Raw genomic sequence first — 22,488 nt, forward strand, 5'->3', positions numbered from 1 at the left:
TGCCGCGAGCAGCCCGGCGCCGGCCGCGCCGCGCAGCCGCGGGCGGGCGGCGGAACGGGCGGGGCGGTCGGCGGCGTAGGCCTGGGAACTGCGGGGGATACGGGTGAGCTTCACGGTCGGCTGCTCCACGTTCATTCGACGGGGCGGCGCCTCATGGCGCCCTCACCCCTGACGACGTGCGGCGGTGGCGGGGGTTGCCGGGCGGTGCGGAGAATTTTTTCGCGGCTGTCGTCGTACGGGTGCCGCCCCTTCCGCGGGGCGAACCCGCAGCACCCGTGGGCCGCCGCCCGGCGCCCCTCCCGGCCCGCCTCAGCCCACGCTCTGCAGCAGTTTCTCCACGGCCTTGACCCGGTCGGTCAGCTCCGCCAACTGGGCCCCCGTCGCCTCCTGCTGGGCGGTGACCCGGTCCGCGAGCTTGTGGTACTCGGTCAGCGCCGCGGCGTCCGCGCGGTGCCGCTGCAACTTGAAGTACGACGTCACGATCGCCGTGACCGAGGAAAAGGCCATCAGGAGAATGGCTATCGGGATGATCGTGCTGCCGTTCATGTACGTGTCCCCTTAAGGTCGTTCGGCCCCTTCGCGGCGGGCGGTTCACCGGCGCCGCCCGCACCCCCGGCCGGTGCCGGCTGGTCCGGCTCGTCCGGCCGTGCCGCCCCGGATCGGTCCTCCTGGAGGGCGGCGAGGACGGTGGCCACGTTCAGCTTCAGCTCGAACGGCGCGAGTTCGAAGTACTTCAGCGCCTTGCCGTCCTCGGACAGCTCCAGGCGGCCCACCACCAGACCGGCCTTCTCCAGGCGGTCCAGATGCATGTAGAGCAGCGGCCGGGACATCTCCAGCCGACGGGCCAACTCGCTGACGTACAGCCGGCCGTCGGCCAGCTCGGCGATCACCCGCAGCCGCTGTGCATGGCCCACGGCAGACAGCAGGGCCAGCAGCTCCTCGCTGTTCATGGCCCACCTTCTTGCCGTTCCGGACGCCTGTCAGCGGAGGTTTTCGTATGCCGCGACGGACTGTCAAGCAAGCCCGCCGCCCTCCGGCCATCACAATCTTACGGTTGACGCTTCGATACGACACCTGTAAGTCTTCACTGACACGCGTACCAGTGGGGGGACGCGACGTGACGTCGAAGGAGCTGGGCAAGTGAACATGGCTGTGCATCAACGGCCGTTGGGGAGCCGGGGGACGGGAGACCGGCCGGCGAAGAAGCGGCCGCTCACCGTCCGGGTGGCGATCTGGAGCGCGCTGCATCCCTGGCGCGCGCTGGCCGGATGGCTGGCGTTCGTGGTCCTGTGCCTGGGGGTGGGCATCTCGATGGGCACCCACAACGCCACCGCGCAGGACTACCGCGTCGGCGAGGCCGGCCGGGCCGAGAACCTGGCGGACGAGGGCCATCTGGGCCGTGCGCCGGTCGAACAGGTGCTGATCTCCGCGCGGTCCGGCCCGCTGGACAGAGCCGCAGCCGACGCGGCCGTACGGGACATCACCGCCCGGATGCGGAAGCTCCCGGAGGTGGCACGGGTCGCGCCCCCGCTCCGCTCGGCCGACGGCCGCTCGCTGCGGGTCGAGGTGACCCTGAAGGGCGCGGAGGCGGACGGCAAGAAGCATGTGGCACCGCTCGCCGCCCAGACCGCGGCCGCGCAGCGCGGCCACCCCTCGCTACGGGTGGAGGAGACCGGCAGCCCGTCGATCAGCGTCGGCCTCGACACCCAGCGCGACGACGACCTGGCGCTCTCCGAAGCGATCACCCTGCCCGTCACCCTGCTGACCCTGCTGGCCGTCTTCGGCTCCGCGCTGATGGTGGCGGTACCGCTGCTGCTGGCGCTGACCTCGATCGCGGCCGCCATCGGCCTGTCGATGGTGGTGTCGCACGTCCTGCCGGACGCCGGGGTGGGCACCAACGTCATCCTGCTGATCGGCATGGCCGTCGGCGTCGACTACACCCTCTTCTACCTCAAACGGGAACGCGAGGAGCGGGCCCGCTCGGGCGGCCGGCTCGCGCCCGAGGCGCTGGTGGAGCTGGCCGCCGCCACCTCCGGCCGGGCGATCGCGGTCTCCGGCTTCGCGGTCATCGTCTCCACCGCCACCCTCTACCTGGCCACCGACGTCGTCTTCTCCTCGCTCGCGACCAGCACGATCATCGTCGTACTGGCCGCGGTGCTCAGCTCGCTGACGGCGCTGCCCGCACTCCTGGTCAAGATCGCCCAGCGCACCGAACGCCGTGCGGTCCGCCGGCAGCAGCGCACGGGGCGCGCGAGGCGCACGAAGACCTCGCAGGCCCGGACGACCGATACCGGGCGGATCTGGAGCGCGCTGCTCCGCCCGGCCGGCAAGCACCCGGCGGCCACCCTCTGTGTCTCCGTCCTTCTCCTCCTGGGCCTCGCGGCGCCCGCCCTCGGCATGCAGCTGCGGGTGCTCAACGAGGACAGCCACTCCCGCGAGATCCCCGCGATGCAGGCCTACGACCGTCTCACCACGGCCTTCCCCGATCTGCGCGTCGAGCATCAGATCGTGGTCCGCGCCGCCGCCGCACAGGCGGCCGAAGTGGCCTCGTCCCTCCGCCGGTTGACCGCCCGGACGCACGCCGACCCGCTCTTCGCGAACGGCGCGGCCTCGCACCTGCGCACGTCCCAGGACCACCGGACGACCACCCTGGACCTCTCCGTGCCGCACAAAGTCAGCTCGCCCGAGGCCATCGCCTCGCTCGACCGGCTCCGTACGGACTATCTGCCGGCCACCGTCGGCAAGGTCGCCGGCGCGGAGTTCGCGGTCAGCGGCGATGTCGCGCACGACACCGACTACCTCGCCCACCAGGACGCCAAGTTGCCCGTGGTCGTCGGGGCGCTGCTCCTGTTGACCTTCCTCCTGACCACCCTGGTGTTCCGCTCCGTGGTCATCGGCCTGCTCGGCGTCGCGCTCAATCTGCTCTCCGTGGCCGCCTCGTTCGGCCTGGTCGTGATCTTCTTCCAACACGGCCTGGCGAGCACCCTGTTCGGCTTCGACACGGCGGCGACCAACGCCATCGGCTCGCGGGTACCGCTGTTCCTGTTCGTGATCCTCTTCGGGCTGTCGATGGACTACCAGGTCTTTGTCGTCAGCCGTATCCGCGAGGCGGCGCTCGGCGGCGTACCCACCCGGCAGGCCGTGCTGCACGGCATCGGCGCCTCCGCCAAGGTCGTCACCAGCGCGGCAGCCGTCATGGTGACGGTCTTCGCCAGCTATATGTTCCTGCACCTCGCCGAGATGAAGCAGATCGGCTTCAGCCTGGCGGTGGCGGTGCTGCTGGACGCCGTCGTCATCCGCGCGCTGATCCTGCCGTCGGCCCTGATCCTTCTGGGCCGGGCGAGTTGGTGGCCGTCGCGCGCGGTGTGGCGGGCGCAGCGGGCGACGTCAAAAACGTCACCAGGTGTCGGTTGACCTCTTCGGTGTGGGTCCACAGCAGGCCGTGCGGGGCACCGTCGATCTCGACATACCGGGCGTGCGGCAGCATCCTGCGCAGGGGGCGGGTCGAGGCGGCGATCGGTGTGATGCGGTCGGCGGTGCCGTGCAGGATCAGCGCCGGGACGTCGACGGCCGGCAGGTCGGGGCGGTAGTCGGTGAGCAGGGGCCGGATCGCCCCCTCGGCGGCCCGCTGCGACGCACTCCGCGCGGCTGCCCGGTGGGCCTGGACGTCCGCCTCGTCGATCCGGCTGCCGAGCGTCTCGTCAAGGTGGTACAGGTCCTCGAAGAAGGTGGTCAGAAAGGCCTCCCGGTCCTGTGTGAGGGTGGCGTGCGCCCGCTCGAACTCCGCACGGTCCACACCTTCCGGGTTGTCCGGGCCCTGGACCAGATACGGCAGCACGGGGGCGAGGAAGACGGCCTTGGCGATCCGGCCGGAGCCGTAGGTGCTCAGGTAGCGGGCGACTTCGCCGGTGCCCATGGAGAAGCCGACCAGCGCGGCGTCCGTCAGATCGAGTGCGGTGAGCACCGAGTGGAGGTCCGCGGCGAGGGTGTCGGCGTCGTGGCCGGAGTGGGGGCGGGCGGACCTGCCGTATCCGCGCCGGTCATAGGCGATGACGCGGAACCCGGCGTCGAGCAGTGCCCGGGTCTGCCGGCGCCATGAGCGTCCGTTCAGCAGATACCCATGAATCAGGACGACGGGCGCTCCGGACCCCTGGTCCTCGTAGTAGAGCTCGATGCCGGTGTCGCCGCCGCCGGCGTTACCGTCCTCACCTGCGCGGATGTACGGCAAGACGCACCCCTCTCAGTAGCCGATCGTGAAGCGCCGCTGGACGAACTGTGGCATTTCTGCCTCGTCGACGAGGGCTACGGCGGCGTCCCCGATGGAGATCCGGCTGTCCAGGGATCAGCAGGGATCAGATCGTGGACGTATCGATCACGAAGCGGTAGCGCACATCGCTCGCCAGCACCCGCTCGTACGCCTCGTTGATCCGGTCCGCGCTGATCACCTCGATGTCCGCGGCCAGCCCGTGCTCACCGCAGAAGTCGAGCATCTCCTGCGTCTCGGGGATGCCGCCGATCATCGAGCCGGCGAACGACTTGCGGTGCTGGATCAGGGCGAACGGCGCGATCGGCAGCGGGTTCTCCGGGGCGCCGAGCTGGACCAGCGTGCCGTCGGTGCGCAGCAGGCCGAAGTAGGCGTTCAGGTCCAGGTTCGCGGAGACGGTGTTGAGGATCAGGTCGAAGCTGCCCGCCAGCTCCTCGAACGTGGCCGGGTCGGAGGTCGCGTGGTAGTGGTCCGCGCCCAGCCGCAGGCCGTCGTCCTTCTTGCGCAGCGACTGGCTCAGCACGGTGACCTCCGCGCCCATCGCAGCCGCGATCTTCACGCCCATGTGGCCGAGGCCGCCCAGGCCGACGACGGCGACCTTCTTGCCGGGGCCGGCCTTCCAGTGGGCGAGCGGGGAGTAGAGGGTGATGCCGGCGCACAGCAGCGGGGCCGCGGCGTCCAGCGGAATGCTCTCGGGTATGCGCAGCGCGTAGTTCTCGTCGACGACCAGGTGGGTGGAGTACCCGCCGTGGGTCTGCTCACCGTCGCGGCCGGTGGCGGCGTACGTACCTACGGTGCCGAGCTCGCCGGTGCAGTACTGCTGCAGGCCGGCCCGGCAGTTCTCGCACTCGCGGCAGGAGTCGACGAAGCAGCCGACGCCTACCCGGTCGCCCACCTGGTAGCGGGTGACCTCGGCGCCGACCTCGGCGACCACGCCGGCGATCTCATGGCCGGGGACGATCGGGAAGGTCCCGCCGTCGCCCCACTCGGCGCGCACGGTGTGGATGTCGGAGTGGCAGATGCCGGCGTACTTGATGTCGATCAGGATGTCGTGGGCCCCCGGCTCGCGGCGCGGAATCGTGATCCGCTCCAGCGGTGCCTTCGGGGCGGGTGCGGCGTACGCGGAGACAGAGGTGTGGGTCATGCCATCGAGCTTGCGGCGCACGGAACGCCCTAACCAGTGCACCCTTGAACATATGCATGGCGTGCCTACTACTGACGGGACCACCCACCGGGCCGGTGCACCGCCGCAGACTGCGGTCATGGATCAGCGCACCGAATTGAGCGAGTTTCTGCGCACCCGGCGGGCCCGGCTGCGGCCGCAGGACGTCGGGCTGCCCGACCACGGCGGGCGGCGCCGGGTGCCGGGGCTGCGCAGGGAGGAGCTGGCGCAGCTGGCCGGGGTGAGCGTCGCGTACTACATCCGTCTTGAGCAGGGCCGCGGCCGTAATGTCTCGGCGGCGGTGCTGGACGCCATCGGCAACGCGCTGCGGCTGACCCCCGCCGAGCGCGACCACCTCCGCCATCTCGCCCGTCCGGTCTCCCGCCGGGTGCGCCCGGCCGCCCGCCCACAGAGGGTGCGCCCCGCGCTGCAACAGCTGATCGACACGATGGAGAACATCCCCGCCTACGTCGTCGGCCGGCGGCTGGACATCATCGGCTGGAACCGGCTCGGCAGCGCCCTGCTCGGCGATCTCGCCGCACTGCCGGCCGAGCGGCGCAATCTGGCCTGGCATGTGTTCCTGGACCCTGCGGCCCGCGAGCTGTACGAGAACTGGGACGCCAAGGCCGCCGATGTCGTCGGCTATCTGCGACGCGACGCGGGGCGCAATCCGGACGACCCCGAAATGGCCTCGCTGATCGGTCAACTCTCTCTCAAGAGCCCCGAGTTCCGGCAGCTGTGGGCCGCACACGACGTCCAGGACAAGGGCTTCGGCGTCAAGGTCGTCAACCATCCGCTGGCCGGCCGCCTCACCCTCGCGTACGAGACCCTGACGCTGCCCGCGGACCCCGACCAGCAGGTGATCACCTACCACGCCGAACCGGGGTCACCGTCGGCCGAGGCGCTGCGGCTGCTGGCGTCGGGTCAGGAGAAGACCACCGAGCGGAGCTTCAGGCGCTCGGAGGCGTGACCGCCGTGCGGGCGGAGGGAGAAGTAGTCGCCCGTGCAGCCGGCACCTGTGAAGACCGTTGCGGTCGAGGAGGTGTAGTTCCTCGGGGAGTGTGCGGGTGGCAGCCACTCGGCGCCCACCTCGGGCAGGTTGATGCAGGTCTGGCTCGGCGGGTCCACCAGCGCGCCCACGTGCGGGGCGCCGTGCGAGTCGTTGTAGACGTAGGTGAAGGGGCCGGTGGCCGCGCCGGCCGGGGAGGCGGGCAGGGCCAGGGCGAGGGTGAGGGCGCCGAGGGCGGTGGCGACGGTGTGGCGAAGACGCATGGGATGTCCCTTCCGTTCCGTTCTGTGACTTCGTGCGGAAGGTGAGCTGCCCGTGCGCAGGCCCGGTGATGTACGCCGTCACACGATGGGGTGTTGGCGAAACGATTCGTCGGGCGTTGTGCGAAGGCGGCGGAGGGTCGGACAGGCGGGTCGGGCAGGCGGGCCGGGCCGTCCCGGGCGCCTGTCCGACCCTGATCCGTCGAGCGTCGGAAGGGGGCAGTTCCTAGACCCGCTCGACCTGTTCCACCGAGATCGCGGCGGCGGGGCAGATGGCCGCCGCCTCATGTACCGCATCGTGCAACTCGGCCGGCGGTGCGGCGTCGAGCAGGACCACGATGCCGTCCTCCTCGCGCTGGTCGAACACCTCGGGCGCCGACAGCACACAGCTTCCGGCGCCGCAGCACTTCTCCTGGTCAATGTGAACGCGCATGGTTCTCCCCACGATGGGCGGCCCGGCTTCTGGAGGCCGGTGACGGACGGGTTGAAGAGGATGAGGGACGGGGTGAAGAGGGGCGGGAGGACGTGGGAGGGCGGGCACCGCCGTGACGGCCGGGGTGGCGGGGACGGCCGGGGTGGCCGTTACGGAATGCGCCGCGTTCGCCGCATGCGCCGCTCACCATGCGATCGGCAGCGCATGCACCCCGTAAATCCCCATGTCGTGGCGGAAGGGGACGTCCTCGAAGGGGATGTCGAGCCGCAGCTCGGGCAGCCGGCGCAGCAGCGTTTCAAGGGCGATCTGCAGCTCCACCCGGGCGAGCGGCTGGCCCAGGCACTGATGGACGCCGAAGCCGAAGGCGACATGGCGGCGGGCGTCGCGGCCGACATCGAGCGTGTCGCCGCCGGGGAAGACGTCCTCGTCGCGGTTGGCGGTGTTGATGGTGCACAGCACGCCCTCGCCGGCACGGATGGTGGCGCCGCCCAGGGTGACGTCCTCGGTGGCGATCCGGGGAAGGCCGTTGTGGACGATGGTCAGATAGCGCAGCAGCTCCTCGACGGCGCCCTTGATCAGCGAAGGGTCGTTGCGCAGCCGTGCCAGCTGCTCGGGGTTGCGCAGCAGGGTGAGCGTGGACAGCGCGGTCATGTTCGCGGTGGTCTCATGACCGGCGACCAGTAACAGCCGCCCCATGGAGGCGATGTCGGTGGAGTCGAGTTCGCCGCGGGCGACCAGCCGGCTGACGATGCCGTCGTCCGGCCGCTGCCGCTTGGACTCGGCGAGCCGGATCAGATAGTCCTGCAGCTCGTCCGAGGCGGTGCGCACCTCCTCGGCCGCCGAACGGAGGCTGAGCAGGATCCGGCTGCGCTCCTGGAAGAACTCATGGTCCTCGTACGGGACGCCGAGCAGCAGGCAGATCACCAGGGACGGCAGCGGAAGCGCGAATTCGGCGACCAGATCGGCCGAGGTGCGCCCGTCGGTCATCCGGTCGAGCAGCTCGTCGGCGATCCGCTGCACCTCGGGGCGCAGCGCCTCCACCTTCTTCACCATGAAGTCGGCGGTGAGCATCCGGCGCAGCCGCGCATGGTCGGGATCGTCCTGGCGGATGAAGATCGGGTTGCTGCCGACGATCTCCCGCGCGCCGGCGGTGAGGAAGGGGAATCCCGGGCGGGTGGCGTCGGCGCTGAACCGCGGGTCGCCGAGGACCTCGCGTACGTCCTGATGCCGGGTCACCAGCCAACAGGAGGAGCCGTCCCACAGTGTCGCGCGGGTGACCGGGTCCTCGCGGCGCGCCCGTTCGACGCCGGGTGCCGGATCGAAGGGGCAGCCGTCGGCCCGCGCGGCCGGGACGGCGAGGGCGGCGGGGCGCTCGGCCGTGCCGGTGGCGCGTTCCATATCGATACGTTCTGCAGTCGTCATTCGGCTGGTCCTTCCACGATCGGGACACGGCACTGCCGTGGTGAACGGTGCGGGTGGCGCCTCTCCTCGACGGGCATGCCAGGCATGACGGGCAGAGCAGTCATGGCAGTCATGGCAGCCATGGCAGTTATGGAAGACATGACGGGCCTGGCAGGCTCGGTAGCCTAATTAGTTACCTAACTTAAGCAACTAAGTTCTCGATACGCTAACTCACCCCGAGCGGGGGAGGGAAGGCGAGATCGAGGCGTGCGCGAGGTTGGCTCAAACCGAGCGGAGATCCGTGCGGAACCGGCGTACAGCAGCGCGGATACCGGTTCCGCGCGGGCCGCTAAAGTGCCTGCATGCCGGACCCCGCAAGAGACCAGGACCCCACCGCCGCACTGCAAAGAGTGCTGGCCACGCTGTCCTACCTGCTCACCCGCTCCCGGGCGCACGAACGCCAGGCGACCGCGGCGGGCGTCACGGCGGCGCGCTCCGACCTCTGGCTGCTGATGGCCCTGGACGACAGCGGAGGCATCAGCAGGGTCGGCGATCTGGCCGCCCTGCTGATGGTCGAACCCCCTCATGTCACGCGCCAGATCAGCCAGTTGGAATCCCAGGACCTGGTCGAACGCACTCCGGACTCGCTCGACCGCCGCGCCCGCAAAGTGGCGATCACCCCGCACGGCAAGGCTGTCCTCAACCGCCTTCAGCACACCAGCCAGGCCGGTCTTCGCGAGGCCCTCAGCGGCTTCGACGACGGCGATATCGCCACCACCGTCGCCGTGCTCAACCATCTGGTCTCCCACGCCCGCCACAAGCATGCGGAGGAGGACCGGCTGCGGGGCGGAGGACGTAGGGCCTGACCGGCGGGTCGGGGCAGGGCTGTCCCCAGGGTGTGTCCGGCGGAGCGGGGGTGGACCGGCCCTGGGGGTGTGGCCGGCGGCTCGGGTCGGGGCCCCGCCCTTGGAACGCGGAGGGGCGAGGGCCGTTGTCGCCCTCGCCCCGTCGTGCTGTGCGGACCGGTTACTCGATCTCGACCCGGCCGCTGTGGCCCTGCTCCTTGGGGGCGCTGGTGCCGCCGTTCTTGTCGGCGGTGTTCTGGCCGTCGGGGGTGCCGAGATTGCGGCGGACCGAGTCGAGGATGGTCAGGCCCTGGCCGACCAGGCCGGCGGCGATCTCGCCGAGGCCGTCGGTGCCGTTGAGGACGTTGACATTGGCGTTGGCGAGGCCGGCGGAGGCCTCCTTGACGATCTGCGGAAGCTGGTCGATCAGCATCCGGTCCAGGGCCACCCGGTCGAAGGACGCGGCGGCCTCGGCCTGGATCTTCATCCGCTCGGCCTCGGCCAGGGCCAGCAGCCGGATGCGCTCGGCCTCCGCCTCGGCGGGCTTGACGACCTCGGCGACCAGCTCCTGCTGGCGCAACTGGGCCGCGCGCTGGGCGAGTTCGGTCTGTGCCGCGAGGACTTCCTGCTGTGCGTGGGCGTGCGCGAGCGGGCCGGCCTGGGCGGCACGGGCCTGGGCACGGTCCACCTCGGCGGAGTACTCGGCCTGGACGACGGCGGTCTGCCGGGTGTATTCGGCCTGATTACGCGCGGCCGCCTGCTGCGCCTCGACCGAGGCCTGGGTGGCCTGTGCCTGGGCGATCTGCGCCTGTCGCTGGATGGCCGCCTTGTGCGGGGCGGACATCGCCTCGATATAGCCGGTGTCGCCGTCGTCGATCGACTGGATCTGGAGGGAATCGACGGTCAGGCCGATCTTGGCCATTTCGGTCTTGGATGTCTCCAGGACCTCGGTGGCCAGTTTCTGCCGCTCGGTGACGATCTCCTCGACCGTCATCGAGCCGATGATGGAGCGCAGATGACCGGCGAAGATACGGCCGGTCAGTACCGACATCTGTTCCTGGTCGGACAGGAAGCGCTGACCGGCATTGACGACGCTCTCCGTGTCGTTGCCGACCTTGAACGCGATCACGGCGCGGACCGTGAGGGCGATGCCTTGCCTGGTCACGCACTTCTCGGCGACCTCGGCCTCACACATCGCCAGCGTCAGAAAGCGGACCTTGCGAAAGACCGGCAGCACGAACTTGCCGTGCCCGGTCACCACTCGGAATGGCGCGCCGCCCTGTCCACGCCTGCCTCCCGAGATCAGCATGGCTTGATCAGGGGCAGGAACGCGGTAACCGAACATCCTTTGTCTCCTCAACCGGCGTTGCCGGCATCGCCGGCCAACGCGTCCAACGGATCGGCCCACTCCATGACGTCGACCTGGCGATTGCCACGGGACTCGATCACGAGCACGGTCGCCCCTACCGGAAGGGGCTCGGGGGACCAGGCGACAAAGGCCTCGGTGCCACCCCTGACCCGCACCAGAACCTCACCGGGACCGGCAGCCCCACGAGTGCCGATCAGCAGCACTCCCGTACAGCCGATCACGGCATCGTCCTGTGCCATTGGCGGCTGCCCTCCCCCGTTACGTTCCTGGAAAACCGACCATAGCGCCCCGGTGGGCGGCGGCCTATGGGGGGATGGCGGCGAGTTGGGACACCGGGCCGAGGCGATCAATTTCCCGTCAAAACGCGCCCGAACACCTTGCGCGGATCAGTGCAACGCGTCCAGGGCGGCGAGGACGTCGGACGGTTCGGCGCGGGCGGTGTAGTCGGTGTCTATGAAGGCCCAGCGGATGGTGGCGTCGCGGTCGATGACGTAGGTGGCGGGCAGCGGCAGGGTGCGCGGGTGGCCGCCGTTGACGCGCTGGAGGTCGAAGCCGAAGGAGTCGTAGACGGCGGCCAGGTCGTCGGGCAGGTCGAAGCTGAGGCCGTACTGCTTGGCGGTGTCGCAGCCGAGGTCGCTGAGGACGGGGAAGGTCAGGGCGTGCTTTTCGGCGAGGGTGAGGGACTCGTCGGGGATCTGTGGGGATACGGCCACCAACTGGGCACCGTGGGCGGTGATGGCGTCGATCTGCTCCTGGAGGGCGCGCAGTGCGAAGTTGCAGTACGGGCACCAGGCGCCGCGGTAGAAGGTGAGCACGACGGGGCCGGCGCTCAGGAGGGTGTCCAGGGTGACGGTCTCGCCGGTTGCGGTGGGGAGGCTGAAGTGCGGCGCCGTGTCGCCGGTTTGAAGGGCTCGGTCGGCTTGGCCCGAGGCGGCGAGGTCGCGGCCGGCGCGCTCCATCACCTCGCGGGCGGCGGCCGGGATTTCGGGGTAGAGGGCGCGGAAGAACGCGGTGAGTTCGTCGTTGAGGCTCATGACGGTGATTGCTCCTGAGGTGAGGGATGAGCGCGCAGCGGGGCGAGGGCGGCGGTGACGGTGTCGGTCAGCGCCTCGGCGTCGGCGCCGGCGCGGGAGCGCAGATTGACGCCGTACGCAAGGGTCGCCAGCACCGCCGCGGCGGCATCGAGATCGGTGGACGGCTGGAGTTGTCCCAGGTCGTCGGCGGTGGCGAGGGCCGAGCGCAGGGCCGATTGGAGCGTGGTGTGGTGCTCTTCGAGCACGGTGCGGATGCCGGGGTCGGCGCATTCGGGGCCGGCGTAGGCATTGGTGACCATGCAGCCCCAGCCGGCGACCGGGCCGGAGCACCGGACGTCGATCAGCCCGGCGAAGAACTCCTCGATCGCGGTCAGTCCGGAAGTCGTCGCCGACAGATGGGCAAAGGCCGGTGTCGAGTGCTGCGCTATATAGCGGTCCAGTGCCGCGGCGTAGAGGCCGTCCTTGTTGCCGAAGGTCGCATAGAGGCTGGAGCGGCTCACTCCGGTCGCGGTCACCAGGGCCTGGATCCCGGTCGTGGGCAGGCCCTGGCGCCAGAAGACCTGGATGACGTCGTCGAGCACGATGTCGGGGTTGAAGTGCTTGATGTCGGGCATGGCCGGCCTGCTCGTTTCGCCGATACGTAATCTTGGAACGGATGTTCCAAGATTACGTCGAGTGGCCTTGTCTGCCAAGGAGTTGGGGACAATCGCGGCGGAAAATAAAGGGAACCGGTCCTTCCGCGCCGGGGGTGCGCGGAAGGACCGGAGCAGGGGGCAGGGACTGCTACGTACGGCGTGCGGCGGTGTCCGGCAGGACCGGCAGCAGCGCCGAGATCAGCGCGGCCAGCACGACGTTGAAGACCACCGCGGTGGTCAGCGCATGCCCGTAGGCGCCGGTGTCGTTGTGCGCGGCGCCACCGAGCGCGCTGTAGTAGAGGACACCGACGATGGCCACGCCGACCGCGCCGCCGATCTGCTGGCCGGTGGACAGCACACCGGACGCCATCCCCACTTCCTTGGGCCCGACGTTGGCGAGCACCGCGTTCAGCAGCGGGGTGACCAGCAGACCGTTGCCCGCGCCGACCAGGATCAGGGTCGGCGCCAGCTCCCAGGCGGTCAGCGAGGAACCGGCGTTGACGACCAGCACGATGGTGCCGATGAAGCCCAGACCGCCGATCAGGCCGCCGAGCTGGAGCACCCGTCGCCCGAAGCGGGCGAGCCGGCCGGCGGTGAGGCTGGCGGCGAAGAAGGCGACCGCGAGCGGTGTGTAGACCAGGCCGGCGCCGAGCGCGTCCATCCCCAGCCCGTCCTGAAGCGTCAGCGACAGGATGAGGAAGAAGGAGTTGATCCCCGCGTACGCGAGGACGACCAGGGTCATACCGACCGCGAACGGGCGCTCGCGCAGCAGCCTCAGCTGGACCAGCGGGGCGCCGCCCGCGGCATCCACCCGCCGCTCCACCGCGCCGAACGCGGCGAACGCCAGCACACTGCCGGCCAGGCTGAGCCAGGTCCACAGCGGCCAGCCGTACGACCGGCCCTCGACCAGCGGCACGACGAGCAGAAAGAGCGCCACGGTCAGCACGACCGCGCCGGGCAGATCGAGCCGCCGGGCCTCCGGCGCCCGTGTCTCGGGCACGAACAGTCCGGCGAGCAGCAGCGTCACCAGACCGACGGGCACATTGACCCAGAAGACCGGCCGCCACGAGGAGCCGAAGAGATCGGCCGAGATCAGCACGCCGCCGAGCAACTGGCCGATGATCGTGGACATTCCGATGACCGCGCCCAGCGCACCGAACGCCTTGGGGCGCTTCTCGGCCGGGATCAGCACCTGGATCATCGCGAAGACCTGCGGGAACATCGCGGCCGCGCTGAGGCCCTGGACCAGTCGCGCACCGATCAGACTGCCGGAGTCGGGCGCGAGCGCACATCCCACGGAGGACAGCGTGAACAGCGTCATCCCGATCAGGAACAGCCGCTTGCGGCCGTAGCGGTCGCCGAGGCGCGCGCCGGTGATCAGGGCGATGGCGTAGGTGAGCTGATAGCCCGCCAGGATGAGCTGGATATCGGCGGCGGAGGAGTGCAGATCGGCCTGGATGGCGGGGGCGGCGACCAGCACGATGAACGTGTCGAGAATAGCCATGAATGCCCCGACCAACACGATGGTCAGGGCCCGCCACGGCGCTGCGCCTTCGGCCGCACCGGACTGCGGGCCGGCCGGTGGCGCCTTTGGCCGCGCCGGCACGGACTGCTGCCCGGTGGCACCTGAGGGTTGGGTCTGGGTCATGGGGCAAGAGTCGGTCAGCTCCGGCCGGACATACAGAGACCGATTATGCTGGTGTTCCCACTACCCCCATATACGTGCTACGCCCATATATACGTGCGTAGGCCGGTGATCCGGCCGGCACCCGCGGACCGCGGCGAACGGGAGTACCGATGGCTGACCAGCAACGGCGGCAATGTCTCGCGGAGTTCCTGCGTTCGCGACGGGAGCGGCTCACGCCCCAGGAGGCGGGCATCCTCGCGGGCCCCCGGCGGCGCACCCCGGGGCTGCGGCGCGAAGAGGTCGCTCAGCTCTCCGGGGTCAGCGTGACCTGGTACACCTGGCTGGAGCAGGCCCGCGACATCACCGTCAGCCGGCAGGTCCTGACGAGCCTGGCGCGCGCCCTGATGCTCAGTTCGATCGAGCGCCGGCATCTGTTCGCGCTGGCCGGCGTGCCGTTGCCGGAGCAGCCGCCGGGCCGTGGGCCGGGGCCCGCACTACAGCGGCTGGTGGACGCGCTCGAACCGCATCCGGCGTATCTGCTCGACGCCAACTGGGACATGGTGGGCTGGAACCGCGCCGAGGCGGGGCTGATCGGCGACCCGGGGCAGCTGGAGCCGGCCGAACGCAACCTGCTGTGGCTGGTGTTCATGGATCCGGCCATGCGCGCGCTGATGGTCGACTGGGAGGGCCAGGCGCAGAATCTGGTGGCCCAGTTCCGGGCGGATGACCAGCAGCGGTTCGGTGATCCGCGCTATGAGCAGCTCACGGGCGGGCTGCGGGAGGCGAGCGCGGAGTTCCGTGCGTGCTGGGAGGCGCATGACATCGCGGACTTCGGCAGCAACCGGCGGCAGTTCAGCCACCCCTGGGTCGGGGCGCTGACCTTCGACTATGTGAAGCTGGCGGCGCTGGATGCGCCCGGCGTCAAGCTGTTCGCGTGTATGCCGGCCGATGCGGAGACGACGCAGAAGCTGCCGGCGTTGCAGCGGTGTGCGACCGGCGAGATTCCGGATGCGGCCGAAGTGGCGGATACGGCAGATGAGTTGACCGCTTCGCGCGCGTGAGGGTAGCGGCCCCGTGCCGATCCGTGGGTAATGGAATTCTCAACGAATTCCCAAAGCCAATGGGTGCGCAGTGACCTACGTCACGTTTGCTTGACTGGCTGATAGCCAGCCCTCTTCTATTGGCGGCACGCAGCCCATGGCCGACCAAGGGCGCGAAAGAAGACAAACCGGGGGTATGGCATTGTGTATTCGACTGCCTTGACGGGCCATTAGCGAAGTCTGTCGTTCACCTTTCTTTCAGCCGTCCGGCGCCCAGTGTGCTCTCTCATCCGCTGTTTGCGCCAGATGACGGTTCCCTTCCCTTGAAGCGCGCCACCGTAGGCGTCTGATGGTGTCCGACCGCACCGTCACGCATCCGGTCACTGCGGCCTGTCATGGCTGACGGGCCGCGGAAGCCTGCGCCCTTCGAGGGAATCAGTGTTGAGATACGGAGGGGAATCCCAACATGCCCTTGAACCGAGAATTCATCGGACGTACCTGGCGAGCCGCCGAAGTCTATGAGGTGAGCCGGGAAAAACTACGGGACTTCACCGTCGCAATCGGTGAGATGCACCCCGTCTACCTGGACGAAGAAGCCGCCAGAAAGCATGGCTACCGGACCGTCATCGCGCCGCCCTCCTTCTGCACCGCACTCTGGTTCCGCATGGGCAACTGGCCCATGTTCGAGCCAGAGTTCGGCAAGCAGAAGGACCCGGTCTGCGTCCTCGGTGACCAGCGCGTCACGCACCACCGCCCGATCCACGCCGGCGACCGGCTGTGGTTCGCCACCACCGTCCGCGATATCCGCGATATCGGACGGCATGAACTCTTCGAGATGGAACACCAGGTCACGTCCGAAGACGGGGCTCCCGTCTGCACCGTCGTCGACCAGATGATTTCCCGCGGCTCCGCCGCCCCGAAGGAGTAATGGCCATGACTGCTCAGGTCGACTACGACACCGTCCCCGTCGGAATGCAGCTGGCCCCCCGCGAATTCCAGCTGCTGGCGGTCAACGAAATCATGTACTGCGGCGCCACGCTCGACTTTGCCGGCGTCCACTGGAATCCGCGCGTCGCCCGTTCCGTGGGCATGGATCATATCGTCGCCCACGGACCACTGACCGAGGCCAAGGCGCTCAGCCTGATTCACGAATGGACCGGCGATCCCGGCACCGTCGTGGCACAGCACGCCCGCTTCCACCGGCCGGTGCTGATACCGGACGACGGAGAGGGAGCCCGCTACCGCATCCACGGAACCGTCACCGAGAAACTGGCGGACCGGCGGGTCGTGGTGGAATTGACCGCGGTATCCCCGCAGGAAGAGGAATTGGTCACGGTACGCGCGGTCGTGCAACTCGTGTGAATGCCCCCGAGACCCCAAGGAGTCCATCCATGCGCACACTGCTCGTCGACAACCACGATTCCTACACCTTCAACCTCTTTCAGCTCATAGCCGAGGTGAACGGTGTCGACCCGGTCGTCGTCACCAACGACACCCCGATGCTCAAAACCCTCAGACAGGGCGGTTTCGACAATATCGTCATCTCCCCGGGCCCCGGCCGCCCGCAGGAGTCGCGCGATCTCGGCCATGTTCCCGACCTGCTGCGCCACACCGATCTGCCGGTCCTCGGCGTCTGCCTCGGCCACCAGGCCATCGCCCACGCCGCCGGCGCCGCCGTGGTCCCGGCCCCCCGCCCCCGCCACGGCCACCTCGCCCGCGTCACCCACGACGGCGACGCCCTCTTCGCCGGCATACCCGCGGAGTTCACCGCCGTGCGCTACCACTCGCTGTGCGTCGAGGAACCGCTGCCGCCGGAGCTGGAGGTCACCGCCCGCGCGGACGACGGCGTGATCATGGCGCTGCGGCACCGTGAACTTCCCCGCTGGGGGGTGCAGTTCCACCCCGAGTCGATCGCCTCCGAATACGGCCGCGAGATCCTGACGAACTTCCGCGACCTCACCCACGGGGCCCGCGACGAGGCCCGGCACACCGCCCGTACGTCCCGGCCCCCGCGCCCCGTCCGGCGCCCGGCCGACGAGCCCGCCTACCAGCTGATCACCACCGTGCTGCCGCGGGCCGTCGACACCGAAGCCGCCTTCACCACCCTCTACGACCGGTCCTCGCACTGCTTCTGGCTCGACAGCAGCCGCGTCGAGGAGGGCCTGTCCCGCTTCTCGTTCCTCGGCGACGCCACCGGCCCGCTGAGCGAGGTCCTCACCTACCGGCTGTCCGCCGGCGCGGTGAAGATCCAGGACGCGAAGGGGCTCCGCCTGGAGAGCGGCTCCATCTTCGAGGTCCTCGACGCCCGCCTCAGACAGCGCCGCCTCGACGCCCCCGACCTGCCCTTCGACCTCACCGGAGGCTATGTCGGCTACTTCGGCTACGAGCTGAAGGCCGACTGCGGAGCGGCCAAGCGGCACACCGCGGACACCCCGGACGCCGCGTGGATGTTCGCGGACCGGCTGATCGCGGTCGACCACCTGGAGGACCGCACCTATGTGATCGCGGTGCACACCGACGACGAGCAGGAGACCATCGGCGCCAAGGAGTGGGTGGAGGCCACCGCGGAACGCCTCGCCGCCCTGGAACCGCTCCCCGACGACGACGCGCTGCGCACCTGGCAGCCGCCCGCCCAGGCACCCGACGCCACCCCCTTCCTCATCCGGGACCGGGACCGCTACAAGGCCGACATCGAGGAGTGCAACCGCCAGCTGGTCCGGGGCGAGAGCTACGAGGTCTGTGTCACCAACAAGCTGCGGCTGCCGTTCGCCGACGACGACCTGGCGTTCTACCGGCGGCTGCGCCGCGCCAACCCCGCCCCGTACGCCGCACTGCTGCGCCTCGGCGACACCACCGTCTTCAGCTCCTCGCCCGAACGGTTCCTGCGCATCGACCGTGCCGGCACGGTCGAGAGCAAGCCGATCAAGGGCACCGCGCCGCGCGACCCCGACCCCGTACGCGACCGCGCACTCGCCGACGAACTGGCCGCCAGCGCCAAGACACAGGCCGAGAACCTGATGATCGTGGACCTGCTGCGCAACGACCTCGGCCAGGTCTGCGAGATCGGCAGCGTCAAGGTCGACCGCTATATGGCCGTCGAGTCCTACGCCACCGTCCACCAGCTCGTCTCCACCATCCAGGGCCGGCTGACCCCCTCGGTCAGCGCCGTGGACTGCGTACGCCACTGCTTCCCCGGCGGCTCGATGACCGGTGCGCCCAAGCTCCGCACCATGGAGATCATCGACCGTCTGGAGACCGAGGCGCGCGGCATCTACTCCGGCTCGCTCGGCTACTTCGGCCTGTCCGGCGGCACCGACCTCAACATCGTCATCCGCACCGCGGTCCGCAAGGGCGACGAGCTGACCATCGGCGCGGGCGGCGCGATCGTCCTCGACTCCGACCCCCAGGACGAGTACGAGGAGATGCTCCTCAAGGCCACCGCCCCGCTGCGCGCCTGGCAGGCCGGCCGGTGAACCAGCGGCTGCGCTGGGACGACGCCGAGGGCGCACTGCGCCCCGCCGAGCCGCCCGGCACCGTCCATGCCCTCGACTCCTGGCTCGCCGCCGACGGCACGGTCCGCGGGCTGCCGCTGCACATCCGACGGTTCGCCGCCGCCTGCCAGGCGCTCGGCGGACCCCCGGAACCGCAGGTCGCGACGTTCTTCCGGGCGGCGGCGGCCCGGGTCCCGACCACGGGCACATGGTTCCCCAGAGTCGAACTGGTCGCCACCGAAGGCGAGTTAGCACTCCACTTATGGATACGACCGGCGCCCACGCTCGGCGAGAGCGTACGGCTGTGGGCCGCCGAAGGCCCCGACCGCCGCACCCGCCCCGACCTCAAGGGCGTCGACCTCGGCCGGCTCGGCGCGCTGCGCGACCGGGCCCTGGCGGCCGGTGCGGACGAGGCGCTGCTGCTCGACGGCGCCGGCCGGATCGTGGAGGGCTCGACGACCAGCCTCCTGTGGTGGCGCGGCGACACCCTGTGCACCCCGCCCGCCACACCCCGACGGCTCGCCTCCGTCACCCGCGAACTGCTCCTCGGCATCGCCGCCGCCCAGGGCGTCCGTATCGCCTACGAGACCCCCACGCCCCGCGAACTCGACGGGCTCGAAGTCTGGGCCGTCAACGCGCTGCACGGCATACGCCCCGTGACGCAATGGACAAATCTGCAGGTCAGCGCGGGACCGGCGGTCCGCGCTCCGCGCTGGCGCGGCCATCTGGGCCGTCTGGCGCAGCCCGCCTCCTCCGCCCTCTCCACAAGGACGTCCGACCATGCCCGCCACGCCCGTTAGCAGACCTCACACGCCGCCCGCCTTCGAACGCGATCTGCTGCTCCAGCTCACCAAGCGCTGGGGCAAACGGGTCGCCGTCAAGAAGGACGAACTCGACCTCGACGGCCACTTCGACCCCGAACTCCCGGACTTTCCCGAGCACTTGGTACCGCTCCTCGCCCTCCCCGGCAGCCCGCCGCCGGACACCGACGGACAGCGCCGGATCCTCTCCGCCTCCTGGATCGCCTACAACGCCAAGACCACCGCGATCGAGGACGAGATCATCCTGCCCGCCTGCCGGCTGATGCTCCAGGAGCGCATCCCGGTACGGAAGGACGAGGCCGCCGTCGCCGCCCTGCACCAGACGATCATCGACGAGCACTACCACATCCTGATGTGCCAGAACGCGGCCTCGGTCACCCGGCGCCGCCGCGAGCTGACGGACCTCACGTTCGACCCGCAGGCATGGTCCGTGGTGCGCGCCCTTCAGGAGCGCCGCCGCGAGCTGACCGGAACGGCCCGCGACCTGGTGGAGATCGCCTTCGCACTGGCCGCGGAGACCACCATCAACGCCTTCCTCTCCACCATCTCCACCGAGTTCGGCATCCAGCCGATGAACCGGATCACCGTCGACATGCACCGCCGCGACGAGAGCGGCCACGCCGTCGTCTTCCGCGAACTCGCGGTTTCCCTCTACAGCGAACTGTCGGTCGAGGAACGGGAGTTGTTCAAGGACGCCCTGGTCCAGGGCCTGGACGCGTTCCGGGCGCCCGACTTCGACCCATGGGTCGGTGTGGCGCGCACCGGCGGGATGGACATCACCGCGGACGAGCTGCGCGAAGCGGCCGCGAACCGTCCGGCCGCGCCCCGGGACACCGGCCCGCTGCAGACCCTCCTCGCGGACCTCGGACTCTCCGAGGCGCTGGGCCCCGCCCTGGCCATACCGGCCCCTTCCTCCACCCCCGCACAAAGGAGCTGACGGCGTGTACACCCTGACCGACGACCAGCGGGCCATACAGCGGGCGGCGCGGGACTTCGCCGACGAGTACCTGGCACCCAACGCCGTGGACTGGGACCGCGACAAGCACTTCCCCGTCGACGTGCTCCGCAAGGCCGCCGAGATCGGCATGGGCGGCGTCAACGTCCGTACGGAATCCGGCGGCTCGGGCCTGACCCGGATGGACTCCGCCCTCATCTTCGAAGCACTCGCCTCCGGCTGCCCCACCATCTCGGCGTATATCTCCATCCACAACATGGCCGCCTGGATGGTCGACACCTACGGCACCCCCGCCCAGCGCGACCAGTGGCTTCCGCTGCTGTGCTCCATGGAGCACCTCGCCAGCTACTGCCTCACCGAGCCCGAGGCCGGATCGGACGCCGCCGCGCTGCGCACCCGCGCCGTACGGGACGGTGACAGCTATGTCGTCACCGGCGTCAAGCAGTTCATCTCCGGCGCCGCGGCCTCCCAGGTCTACCTGGTGATGGTGCGCACCCACGAGGCCGGCTCCCGGGGCATCTCCGCCCTCCTGATCGACAAGGACACCCCGGGCCTGTCCTTCGGCCCGAACGAACGCAAGATGGGGTGGAACGCGCAGCCCACCCGGCAGGTGATCCTCGACGAGGTACGCGTCCCGGTCGCCAACCGCCTCGGCCAGGAGGGCGAGGGTTTCCGGATCGCGATGCACGGCCTCAACGGCGGCCGGCTGAACATCGCCGCCTGCTCACTGGGCGGGGCCCGCACCGCCCTCGACCGCAGCGTCAGCTATCTCAACGAGCGCGAGGCATTCGGCGAGAAGCTGGTCAGCCGCCAGGCCCTGCAATTCCAACTGGCCGACATGGCAACGGAGTTGGAGGCCGCCAAGACCATGCTCTGGCAGGCCGCGTCCGCCCTGGACGCCGGCGACAAACGCGCCGTCGAACTCTGCGCGATGGCCAAGCGCTTCGTCACCGACGCCGGCTTCCACGTCGCCAACCAGGCCCTCCAGCTGCACGGCGGCTACGGCTACCTCGCCGAGTACGGCCTGGAGAAGATCGTCCGCGATCTGCGCGTCCACCAGATCCTGGAGGGCACGAACGAGATCATGCGGCTGATCATCGCGCGGGGGGTGGTGGGGGCGGGGGCGGTCTGAGCGGTGACCTGCCGTACCCGACCGAAGCGGGCACAGGATGTCGGGTCCGGCAGGGTGGCTCCTTCCTACGGTTATCGAGTCAGAAACGGAAGGAGGCCGGGGTGCTGGAGCAGCTCAACCAGGCCATGGAGCACATCGAGCGCCGTCTCGATCAGCGGATCGAGACGGCCGAGCTGGCGCGGATCGCGAGGACGTCGGAGTACCACTTCCGGCGGATGTTCTCCGCGCTGGCGGGGCTCCCGCTGTCGGAGTACATCCGGCGCAGGCGGCTGACCGTCGCGGGCGCCGAGGTGCTGGCCGGCGAGCGGACGCTGCTGGATGTCGCGGTGCGCTACGGCTACACGTCGGGGGAGGCGTTCGCGCGTGCGTTCCGTGCCGTGCACGGCATCGGCCCGGGCGAGGCCCGGCGCACCGGTGCTGCCCTGCACTCCCAGCCACGGATGTCCTTCCGACTCATCATCGAAGGGAGCACCACTATGCAGTACCGGGTCGTGGAGAAGCCGGAGTTCCGCGTTGTCGGCAAGAAGACCCGGGTCCCCCTCCTCCACGAGGGGGTGAACCCGGAGATCGTCGCGTTCATCGAGAGCCTCGGAGAGGAGACCGTGCAGCGCATAGCGAGCCTGTCCGACCAGGAGCCGGAGGGAATCGTCTCGGTGACCGAGCACCTCTCCGACAGCCGTGAGGAAGGCACCGAACTCGACTACTACCACGCGGCGGTGACCGGCGCCGAGGCCCCCGAGGGCTTTGACGTCCGGGTCGTCCCCGCGGGCACCTGGGCCGTCTTCGAGAACGACGGTCCCTTCCCGCAGCAGCTCCAGAACCTGTGGCGGGACGTGTACACCCAGTGGTTCCCCTCCAACCCGTACGCGAGCCGGCCGGGGCCGGAGATCCTGCGCACCCGGCCGTCCGAGGACTGGACGGAGGCAGCCACGGAGCTGTGGATTCCCGTGGAGCGGACCTCGGTCTGACGGGATGGTCCGGCGGTCCGGGGCCGGTCTCGGCCCCGGACC

General features: G+C 69.9%; 22 protein-coding genes and 1 pseudogene. 11 read left to right on the forward strand and 12 right to left on the reverse strand.

The window, feature by feature from the left end:
• Window positions 1-309 precede the first annotated feature (309 nt).
• Both DY245_RS40250 and DY245_RS40255 read right to left on the reverse strand, forming a co-directional pair.
• Window positions 310-546 carry a hypothetical protein gene (locus tag DY245_RS40250; RefSeq protein WP_128512068.1) on the reverse strand — a complete coding sequence of 79 codons (237 nt, stop codon included), beginning with the start codon at window positions 544-546 and terminating at the stop codon, window positions 310-312.
• A complete protein-coding gene (locus DY245_RS40255) occupies window positions 543-950 on the reverse strand; it encodes an ArsR/SmtB family transcription factor (RefSeq protein ID WP_128512069.1) in 408 nt (135 codons plus the stop codon). The genes DY245_RS40250 and DY245_RS40255 overlap by 4 nt, the downstream gene beginning before the upstream one ends.
• Window positions 951-1,146: 196 nt before the next feature.
• On the opposite strand from DY245_RS40255, the gene DY245_RS40260 reads away from it, so the two are divergent.
• Entirely contained in the window at window positions 1,147-3,414 is a 2,268-nt protein-coding gene (locus DY245_RS40260; protein ID WP_244943560.1) for an MMPL family transporter, read from the forward strand.
• Here the strand turns inward: DY245_RS40260 and DY245_RS40265 are convergent.
• Window positions 3,389-4,228 (reverse strand): annotated as a pseudogene (locus tag DY245_RS40265) (alpha/beta fold hydrolase); the annotation flags it as partial. The gene DY245_RS40260 and the pseudogene DY245_RS40265 overlap by 26 nt on opposite strands.
• 124 nt (window positions 4,229-4,352) lie before the next feature.
• Window positions 4,353-5,408: an NAD(P)-dependent alcohol dehydrogenase gene (locus DY245_RS40275; RefSeq protein ID WP_128512071.1), complete on the reverse strand. Its 1,056-nt coding sequence runs from the start codon at window positions 5,406-5,408 to the stop codon at window positions 4,353-4,355.
• Window positions 5,409-5,526: 118 nt separating this feature from the next.
• On the opposite strand from DY245_RS40275, the gene DY245_RS40280 reads away from it, so the two are divergent.
• Complete coding sequence (locus tag DY245_RS40280; protein WP_128512072.1) at window positions 5,527-6,396, forward strand: helix-turn-helix domain-containing protein; 870 nt, start codon at window positions 5,527-5,529, stop codon at window positions 6,394-6,396.
• Here the strand turns inward: DY245_RS40280 and DY245_RS40285 are convergent.
• The 3 genes from DY245_RS40285 to DY245_RS40295 form a co-directional block, all read right to left on the reverse strand.
• Complete coding sequence (locus DY245_RS40285) at window positions 6,351-6,698, reverse strand: hypothetical protein (RefSeq protein WP_128512073.1); 348 nt, start codon at window positions 6,696-6,698, stop codon at window positions 6,351-6,353. The genes DY245_RS40280 and DY245_RS40285 overlap by 46 nt on opposite strands.
• A gap of 223 nt (window positions 6,699-6,921) precedes the next feature.
• Complete coding sequence (locus DY245_RS40290; RefSeq protein ID WP_128512074.1) at window positions 6,922-7,128, reverse strand: ferredoxin; 207 nt, start codon at window positions 7,126-7,128, stop codon at window positions 6,922-6,924.
• 183 nt (window positions 7,129-7,311) lie between these two features.
• Window positions 7,312-8,550 (reverse strand): cytochrome P450, encoded by a 1,239-nt coding sequence (locus DY245_RS40295; RefSeq protein ID WP_128512075.1) that lies wholly within the window; start codon window positions 8,548-8,550, stop codon window positions 7,312-7,314.
• Between the two features lie 341 nt (window positions 8,551-8,891).
• Between DY245_RS40295 and DY245_RS40300 the strand changes: the two genes are divergently transcribed.
• Window positions 8,892-9,395 (forward strand): MarR family winged helix-turn-helix transcriptional regulator, encoded by a 504-nt coding sequence (locus DY245_RS40300; protein ID WP_128512076.1) that lies wholly within the window; start codon window positions 8,892-8,894, stop codon window positions 9,393-9,395.
• A 160-nt stretch (window positions 9,396-9,555) separates the two neighbouring features.
• Here DY245_RS40300 and DY245_RS40305 read toward each other — a convergent pair whose 3' ends face one another.
• The 5 genes from DY245_RS40305 to DY245_RS40325 all read right to left on the reverse strand — a co-directional run bounded on the left by DY245_RS40305 (window position 9,556) and on the right by DY245_RS40325 (window position 14,060).
• Window positions 9,556-10,719: an SPFH domain-containing protein gene (locus DY245_RS40305; RefSeq protein WP_128512077.1), complete on the reverse strand. Its 1,164-nt coding sequence runs from the start codon at window positions 10,717-10,719 to the stop codon at window positions 9,556-9,558.
• An 11-nt stretch (window positions 10,720-10,730) separates the two neighbouring features.
• Window positions 10,731-10,982 (reverse strand): hypothetical protein, encoded by a 252-nt coding sequence (locus DY245_RS40310; RefSeq protein ID WP_128512078.1) that lies wholly within the window; start codon window positions 10,980-10,982, stop codon window positions 10,731-10,733.
• Between the two features lie 147 nt (window positions 10,983-11,129).
• Window positions 11,130-11,777 (reverse strand): peroxiredoxin-like family protein, encoded by a 648-nt coding sequence (locus DY245_RS40315; protein ID WP_128512079.1) that lies wholly within the window; start codon window positions 11,775-11,777, stop codon window positions 11,130-11,132.
• Window positions 11,774-12,391, reverse strand: a complete 618-nt coding sequence (locus DY245_RS40320) for a TetR/AcrR family transcriptional regulator (RefSeq protein ID WP_128512080.1) — start codon at window positions 12,389-12,391, stop codon at window positions 11,774-11,776. Before DY245_RS40320 ends, DY245_RS40315 begins: the two co-directional genes overlap by 4 nt.
• Before the next feature lie 169 nt (window positions 12,392-12,560).
• Window positions 12,561-14,060: an MFS transporter gene (locus tag DY245_RS40325; protein WP_128512081.1), complete on the reverse strand. Its 1,500-nt coding sequence runs from the start codon at window positions 14,058-14,060 to the stop codon at window positions 12,561-12,563.
• A gap of 149 nt (window positions 14,061-14,209) precedes the next feature.
• Here DY245_RS40325 and DY245_RS40330 point away from each other — a divergent pair, with 149 nt between their 5' ends.
• The 8 genes from DY245_RS40330 to DY245_RS40365 all read left to right on the forward strand — a co-directional run bounded on the left by DY245_RS40330 (window position 14,210) and on the right by DY245_RS40365 (window position 22,446).
• Window positions 14,210-15,100, forward strand: a complete 891-nt coding sequence (locus DY245_RS40330) for a helix-turn-helix transcriptional regulator (RefSeq protein ID WP_128512082.1) — start codon at window positions 14,210-14,212, stop codon at window positions 15,098-15,100.
• A gap of 445 nt (window positions 15,101-15,545) precedes the next feature.
• Window positions 15,546-16,007 carry an FAS1-like dehydratase domain-containing protein gene (locus DY245_RS40335; RefSeq protein ID WP_128512083.1) on the forward strand — a complete coding sequence of 154 codons (462 nt, stop codon included), beginning with the start codon at window positions 15,546-15,548 and terminating at the stop codon, window positions 16,005-16,007.
• A gap of 5 nt (window positions 16,008-16,012) precedes the next feature.
• Window positions 16,013-16,441, forward strand: coding sequence for a MaoC/PaaZ C-terminal domain-containing protein (locus tag DY245_RS40340; protein ID WP_181924075.1), 429 nt, complete (start codon window positions 16,013-16,015; stop codon window positions 16,439-16,441).
• A 29-nt stretch (window positions 16,442-16,470) separates the two neighbouring features.
• Window positions 16,471-18,552 (forward strand): aminodeoxychorismate synthase component I, encoded by a 2,082-nt coding sequence (gene pabB, locus DY245_RS40345; protein WP_128512085.1) that lies wholly within the window; start codon window positions 16,471-16,473, stop codon window positions 18,550-18,552.
• A complete protein-coding gene (locus DY245_RS40350) occupies window positions 18,549-19,370 on the forward strand; it encodes an aminotransferase class IV (RefSeq protein WP_181924076.1) in 822 nt (273 codons plus the stop codon). The genes pabB and DY245_RS40350 overlap by 4 nt, the downstream gene beginning before the upstream one ends.
• Complete coding sequence (locus DY245_RS40355; RefSeq protein ID WP_128512086.1) at window positions 19,351-20,328, forward strand: diiron oxygenase; 978 nt, start codon at window positions 19,351-19,353, stop codon at window positions 20,326-20,328. The genes DY245_RS40350 and DY245_RS40355 overlap by 20 nt, the downstream gene beginning before the upstream one ends.
• A 4-nt stretch (window positions 20,329-20,332) precedes the next feature.
• Window positions 20,333-21,478: an acyl-CoA dehydrogenase family protein gene (locus DY245_RS40360; protein WP_128512087.1), complete on the forward strand. Its 1,146-nt coding sequence runs from the start codon at window positions 20,333-20,335 to the stop codon at window positions 21,476-21,478.
• A 101-nt stretch (window positions 21,479-21,579) separates the two neighbouring features.
• The gene (locus DY245_RS40365) at window positions 21,580-22,446 is read left to right on the forward strand and encodes an AraC family transcriptional regulator (RefSeq protein WP_128512088.1); all 867 of its coding nucleotides are present in this window, start codon (window positions 21,580-21,582) and stop codon (window positions 22,444-22,446) included.
• The last annotated feature ends 42 nt before the right edge of the window (window positions 22,447-22,488 follow it).

The sequence above is a fragment of the Streptomyces inhibens genome, assembly GCF_003389455.1.
Taxonomy (GTDB): domain Bacteria; phylum Actinomycetota; class Actinomycetes; order Streptomycetales; family Streptomycetaceae; genus Streptomyces; species Streptomyces inhibens.